This is a genomic window from uncultured Halorubrum sp., from assembly GCF_937146585.1.
In the GTDB taxonomy this organism is placed as follows: Archaea; Halobacteriota; Halobacteria; order Halobacteriales; family Haloferacaceae; genus Halorubrum; species Halorubrum miltondacostae.
The window spans coordinates 1-5,976 of the sequence record NZ_CAKZRO010000016.1; the positions used below are offsets into that span (position 1 = coordinate 1).

A 5,976-nucleotide genomic window follows, 5' to 3' on the forward strand; every position below is an offset into this window, starting at 1 on the left:
CTCGATCCTCTTCGACGAGAAGATGGGCGACACCGTCCACCTCGCGGTCGGCCGCGCCTACGACGCCTGCCTGCCCGAGGGCGAATCGGGCAACGACAGCGCGGTCCACGTCGACATGATCACCGACGTGAGCGAGCACTCGCGGCTGGAAGTCGACGGCGAGCTCGTCCAGCGGAACGGGACGTTCCGGTGGGAAGACGGGTTCGAGGCGGAGGACTGACACCGTCAGGGACAGAGACGCGGCGAGGGCCGGGCGGCGGTAGACGGACGGCGGCTATTCGGTCGCCGCCTCGATGGCGTCTTCGAGGTCCGCGACGATGTCCGCGGGGTCCTCGATGCCGACGGAGAGGCGCACCATGTCGGCGGTGACGCCGGCGGCCTCCTGTTCTTCCTCCGTCAGTTGCTGGTGCGTGGTCGACGCCGGGTGGATGACGAGCGTCTTGGCGTCGCCGACGTTCGCGACGAGCGAGGCGAGGTCCGCCTCCTCGACGGTCGCCCGCGCGGCCTCGTAGCCGGCCTCCAGCCCGAACGTGAGCATGCCGCCGTAGCCGCCGTCGAGGTACTCGGTCGCCTCCTCGTGGGTCTCGTGGCTCTCTAAGCCGGGGTAGTTCACCCACGCGACCTCGTCGTGGTCCTCGAGGTACTCGGCGACAATCCCGGCGTTCTCGCAGTGGCGGTCCATCCGCAGCGGCAGCGACTCCGTCTGCTGGAGCGTGTTCCACGCGTCGAACGGCGACTGCTGGTCGCCCAGGTCGCGCAGGCCGCGGGTGATCGCGGCGAAGGTGAAGGCGGCGTCGCCGAAGCGCTCGGCGAAGTTGATCCCGTGGTACGCGGGGTTGTCCTGCGCGATCTCCGGGTACTTCTCGGCGTGCTCGGCCCAGGGGAACGAGCCGCCGTCGACGACGACCCCGCCGACCGTGGTGCCGTTGCCGGTGAGCCACTTCGTCGTCGACTCCCAGACGAGGTCGGCCCCGTGTTCGAGCGGGCGGCAGAGGTACGGCGTCGCGAACGTATTGTCGACGAACAGCGGCACGCCGTGGTCGTGGGCGATGTCCGCGATGCGCTGGATGTCGGGCGTGACCAGCGCGGGGTTCCCGATCGTCTCGAGGTGGACGTACGCGGTGTCCTCGTCGATGGCCTCGGCGTACCCCTCGTAGTCGAGCGGGTCGACGAACCTGGTCGAGACGCCGCGGCGCTCGACGGAGTGGGTGAGGTAGGTGTAGGTGCCGCCGTACAGCGCCGAGGAGGTGACGATGTTGTCACCCGCCGAGGCGAGCAGGAACGTCGTCACGTCGAGCGCGGCCATCCCCGAGGCGGTCGCGACCGCGCCGACGCCGCCCTCGAGCGAGGCGATCCGCTCTTCGAGGGCGGCGTTCGTCGGGTTCATCAGCCGCGAGTAGACGTTGCCGGCCTCCTCGAGGCCGAACAGGTCAGCGGCGTGGTCGGCGTCGTCGAACTGGTACGCGGTCGTCTGGTAGATCGGCGTCGCGCGCGCGCCGGTGGTCGGGTCCGGGTCCGCGCCGGCGTGTACGCTTCGCGTGCTGAATCGGGGAGCGTCGGCCTCCTCGTCTGCTGGCATGGATCTCTGTTCCCCCGCCGCGTAGTTAAAGCCGGCCGGCCTACGCGGACGTTTCCGGTATCTCCGAGACCACCGCCGCGGGGCTCCGAGTCGACGGTCACGGAGCTCCGAGACGACCGCCGCGGCGGCGGATCCGCAGATGTGAGACGGTCCGACGGTGCGCTCGTGCCAACCGTTAACAGCGTCGGGCCGTAACTCGACGTATGGGAACACAAGGTCCGCGCGGCGATTCCGCCGAGCTGGAAGAGGTGCTGGCGGAGATCCCGGACGGGGTCTGGCAGTACCTCGCGCTCGGCGTCGCCCTCCTCGTCGGCGTCGCCCTCCTCGGGCAGAGCCTCGTCTTCGGCGTCGCGGCGCTCGCAGTGCTGTTGGCGGCCGTCACGGTCGTCAGCGCCGTCGAGATCGTCGACGCCTACGACAAGGAGGCGCTCACCGTCTTCGGCGAATACCGCCAACTGCTCGAACCGGGCGTCCACCTCATCCCGCCGTTCGTCTCGCGGACGTACGCGTTCGACATGCGGACGCAGACGATCGACGTGCCGAGCCAGTCGGCGATCACGCGGGACAACTCGCCCGTGACCGCCGACGCGGTCGTCTACATCAAGGTGATGGACGCGAAGAAGGCGTTCCTCGAGGTCGACGACTACAAGAACGCCGTCTCGAACCTCGCGCAGACCACCCTCCGCGCCGTCATCGGCGACATGGAGCTCGACGACACGCTCTCGCAGCGGGAGCTGATCAACGACCGGATCAACGAGGAGCTCGACGAGCCGACCGACGAGTGGGGGATCCGCGTCGAGGCCGTCGAGGTCCGCGAGGTGAGCCCCTCGCAAGAGGTCCAGCGCGCGATGGAGCAGCAGACCGGCGCGGAGCGCCGCCGCCGCGCGATGATCCTCGAGGCGCAGGGGGAACGCCGCTCCGCGGTCGAGCAGGCGGAAGGTGACAAGCAGTCCAACATCATCCGCGCACAGGGGGAGAAGCAGAGCCAGATCCTCGAGGCGCAGGGTGACGCGATCTCGACCGTCCTCCGCGCGCGCTCCGCCGAGTCGATGGGCGAGCGCGCCATCATCGAGCGCGGCATGGAGACCTTAGAGGAGATCGGCAAGGGCGAGTCCACGACGTTCGTCCTGCCGCAGGAGCTCACCAGCCTCGTCGGCCGCTACGGCAAGGCCCTCTCGGGCTCTGACGTCCAGCAGATGGAGGGATTGGAAGGCAAGGAGTTCGACGAGGAGACGGAGAAGCTCCTCGGGTTGGAGGACATCGAGAGCGCCCTCGAACAGCTCGACACGGTGGCGGACGACGACCTCCGGACTGACGAGACGCGGGACGGCGACGCGGCCCGCGACGTCGACCTCGCCAAGCAGGAGGCGGCGACCCGGGAGGCCGACCGCGACATCGAACTGGAGGCGGAGAGCGAGCGGCCGGGGAACTGATCCCGACTCGCTGCTGCCACGCGTCGACGACGAAAGGGATCGCCGCGGCCGCGCCGACTACTGGTGGCGATCAGCTCTCACAGGCTCGACACTCGAGAATGTCTCGACTGAATTTCTGTGCGGCGTTCACGCTGTGCTGGTAGTAGAGGCTCTTGACCCCTTTCTTCCAGGCTTCGATGTAGAGCTGATTGATCTCTTTGACGCTCACTTCGCTCGGGTCGATCGAGATGTTCAGGCTCTGTGCCTGGTCGATGTACTTCTGTCTCTGTGCTGCCTGGTTGATGATCGCCATCTGCGGTATCTCGGCGAAGGTCTTGAACACCTCTTTCTCTTCGTCCGTCAGACACTCGAGGTGCTGAACGCTCCCGTCTTTGTTTGCGATGCTGTCCCAGACGTCGCGCGTGTCTTTGCCCCGCTCCGCCAGAATCGCTTGAAGGAATCTGTTCTTCTGCGTCGACTTCAGCTTCGCGCCGTCTCGCACGAAGTAGTTCGACTTCAGCGGCTCGATGCTCGGACTGACCTGCCCCAGAATGACGCTGCTCGATTTCGTCGGCGCCACGCTCATCGTCGTCGCGTTCCGCCTGCCGTAGCCCTCGAGGACCTCCGGTTCCCCGAACTCGTCGGCGAGCGCCTCGCTCGCCTCGTAGCTCCGCTCTTTGATCGTCCGGAAGATCTCCCCGTTCTTCTCCATCGCCTCCATGCTGTCGAAGGGGATCATGTTGCGCTGGAGGTAGCTGTGCCACCCGAGTACGCCGATCCCTATCGCTCTGTGTCGCTTCGCGAACCGCACGGCCCGCTCCATGAACCGGACGCCCTCCGTGCGCTGGATGAACTCCTCCATCACCGCGTCCAGGAACCGCGTCAGCGTCTCCACCGCGTCGGTGTCCTTCCACTCGTCGTAGTGGAGCGCGTTCATGCTCGAGAGACAGCAGACGAAGCTCTCCTCTGCCGTGGCCGGCAACGCGATCTCGGTACACAGGTTGGACGCGTTTATCTGGTAGTCCTTGTCCTTGTACACCTGCGGCTTCCCCTCGTTCATGTTCCCCCGGAAGATGATGTACGGAACGCCGATGTTGATCCGGGTCTCGATGATGTTCGCCCAGGTCTCCCGCTTCTCCTCGTCGCCGTCGATCATCGCCTGAAACCAGTCGTCACCGACGATGACGCCGTAGTAGATGTCCTGTACCGGGTCCCCCTCGGTTTTGATGTTGAGCCACTCCTCTAAGTCGTCGTGTTCGACGTCGATGTAGCCGGCGAACTGCCCCCGTCGCGTCTCGCCCTGGCTGATGACGTTGATGATCGTATCGAACAGCTCCGTGAAGCTGTAACTCCCGTTGCTCTTGCCGTTGTTCGTTATCGGACTGCCCCGCGGCCGCAGTTCACCGAAGTACCCGCTCGTGCCGCCGCCCTGCTTGGTCATCTCGCCCACCTCGGCTTGGGTGTGGAGGATACTCTCGATGTTGTCCTCCATGTAGCTGCCGAAGCAGCTGATGGGCAGGCCTCTGTCCAGTCCGAAGTTGGACCAGATCGGGCTGGCGAGACTGTAGAAGCCGCGGCTCATGTACTCGTAGAACCTGTCCGCGAAGCCCTCCTCATCCAGGATCTCTTCGGCGCGCTCCGCTATCTGTCTGACTCTCTCTTCCGCTTCGACGCCCTCGAGCAGGTATCCCTCTCTGAGGAACTCCCGACTGTCCTCGTTCAGCCAGTAGAACGGTTCCGTCTGTCGTTGCTCAACGCTTTCGAGTGCTGTTTGTGCCATCGTTAGAACATGTCGTCGGCGGTGACGCTCTGCGTGTGCTTGTTGTACGTGGTCGACCGCTTGCTGAAGAAGTCGTTATCTTTCGTCATCATGATGTCCTCGTCGAACCATCGCGTCTCTTCGAGCAGGTCGTCGTCCGTCTCGAATATCGGTTCGACGCCGACGTTTTCGAGACTCTGATTGAACCGGTCTCGCAGGAACGCGTCGACGTGCGCCCTGGGAAGGAACTCCAGCTCCCCGTCAGCGAATATCCAGTCCAGGATCTCCGTCTCTGCCTCGTAGGCCTGCCGACAGGCTTCTCGAACGTCTTCCTCGAAGTCGTCGTCGAAGAGGTCCGGGTTCTCCTCGCGGATCGTCTCCACCAGCTCGACCCCGAACAGCCCGTGGATCTGCTCTTCTTTGCTGGTCGCTTCGACGGCGTTCGCGATTCCCTTGAACTTCTTTTCGTGCTTGTCGAAGCTCGTCATGATGAGGAACTGGCTGAACAGCGAGACGTGTTCGACGAACGTGCTGAACAGCAGGATGCTCATCACGTACTCCCGTTCGTCGTCGCTCTCGCTCTTCTCCAGATACTCGTCGAGGTACTCGATCCGCTTTTTCATCGCCGGCTCCGCAGTCACCTGCTCGAAATCGTCCGCGATTCCTAAGACGTCGAGTAGGTGACTGTAGGCGTCCATGTGCCGCACCTCGCTTTCCGCGAAGGTCATACCCACGTTCCCGACCTCGGCTTTGGGCATCTCCTCGTAGATGTCCGACCAGAACGTCTTCACCTGTACCTCTATCTGCGCGATAGCCAACATCGTCCGCTTGATAACGGTCTGCTCGGCGGGAGTCGTGTTGACCTTGAAGTCTTGGACGTCTCCGTCGAAGTTGAACTCCGTGTGTACCCAGTAGCTGTTCCGGATCGCCTCGACGTAGTCGAGAAACTCGTTGTACTCGTAGGGTTTCAGCTGCGTTCGCTCCGAGAAGATGTCCGTCTCGATATCTTCGTCTGTACTCGCGTTGGTGTTCGCGTTTTCGCTTTCACTCATTTGGCCGTCTCGAACGTGACCGATTGCGTTGGATTGCCGCTGCCACTGTCTATCGTCTGTCCGGTGGGTCCGACCGCAGTCGTGTCGCTCGGGGGACGGTCTCACAGCGTAGTGCGTGTAGCCGTGTGAACCGTATCGGACCACACAGACTCCACTGGTATAAGTATTACCAAT

5 protein-coding genes are annotated in these 5,976 nt (G+C 64.1%); 2 read left to right on the forward strand and 3 right to left on the reverse strand.

Annotated elements, in window-relative coordinates:
- On the forward strand, positions 1 to 220 hold a 220-nt coding region (locus Q0116_RS01345), incomplete at its 5' end, for an aminopeptidase (protein ID WP_297884762.1).
- Positions 221 to 274: 54 nt separating this feature from the next.
- Here Q0116_RS01345 and Q0116_RS01350 read toward each other — a convergent pair.
- A complete protein-coding gene (locus Q0116_RS01350) occupies positions 275 to 1,579 on the reverse strand; it encodes an O-acetylhomoserine aminocarboxypropyltransferase/cysteine synthase family protein (RefSeq protein WP_297884764.1) in 1,305 nt (434 codons plus the stop codon).
- Positions 1,580 to 1,782: 203 nt separating this feature from the next.
- Between Q0116_RS01350 and Q0116_RS01355 the strand changes: the two genes are divergently transcribed.
- On the forward strand, positions 1,783 to 3,012 hold the full coding sequence (locus Q0116_RS01355; RefSeq protein ID WP_297884765.1) for an SPFH domain-containing protein: 1,230 nt from the start codon (positions 1,783 to 1,785) through the stop codon (positions 3,010 to 3,012).
- 70 nt (positions 3,013 to 3,082) lie between these two features.
- On the opposite strand, the gene Q0116_RS01360 is transcribed toward Q0116_RS01355, so the two are convergent.
- Both Q0116_RS01360 and Q0116_RS01365 read right to left on the reverse strand, forming a co-directional pair.
- Positions 3,083 to 4,771 carry a ribonucleoside-diphosphate reductase subunit alpha gene (locus tag Q0116_RS01360; RefSeq protein WP_297884766.1) on the reverse strand — a complete coding sequence of 563 codons (1,689 nt, stop codon included), beginning with the start codon at positions 4,769 to 4,771 and terminating at the stop codon, positions 3,083 to 3,085.
- 2 nt (positions 4,772 to 4,773) lie between these two features.
- Positions 4,774 to 5,802 carry a ribonucleotide-diphosphate reductase subunit beta gene (locus Q0116_RS01365; RefSeq protein ID WP_297884767.1) on the reverse strand — a complete coding sequence of 343 codons (1,029 nt, stop codon included), beginning with the start codon at positions 5,800 to 5,802 and terminating at the stop codon, positions 4,774 to 4,776.
- Positions 5,803 to 5,976 lie beyond the last annotated feature (174 nt).

Bases quoted from the DNA above. Each gene is read 5' to 3' on its own strand.
- Q0116_RS01360 (WP_297884766.1), bottom strand. From the start codon at position 4,771: ATGGCACAAACAGCACTCGAAAGCGTTGAGCAACGACAGACGGAACCG.
- Q0116_RS01350 (WP_297884764.1), bottom strand. From the start codon at position 1,579: ATGCCAGCAGACGAGGAGGCCGACGCTCCCCGATTCAGCACGCGAAGC.
- Q0116_RS01365 (WP_297884767.1), bottom strand. From the start codon at position 5,802: ATGAGTGAAAGCGAAAACGCGAACACCAACGCGAGTACAGACGAAGAT.
- Q0116_RS01355 (WP_297884765.1), top strand. From the start codon at position 1,783: ATGGGAACACAAGGTCCGCGCGGCGATTCCGCCGAGCTGGAAGAGGTG.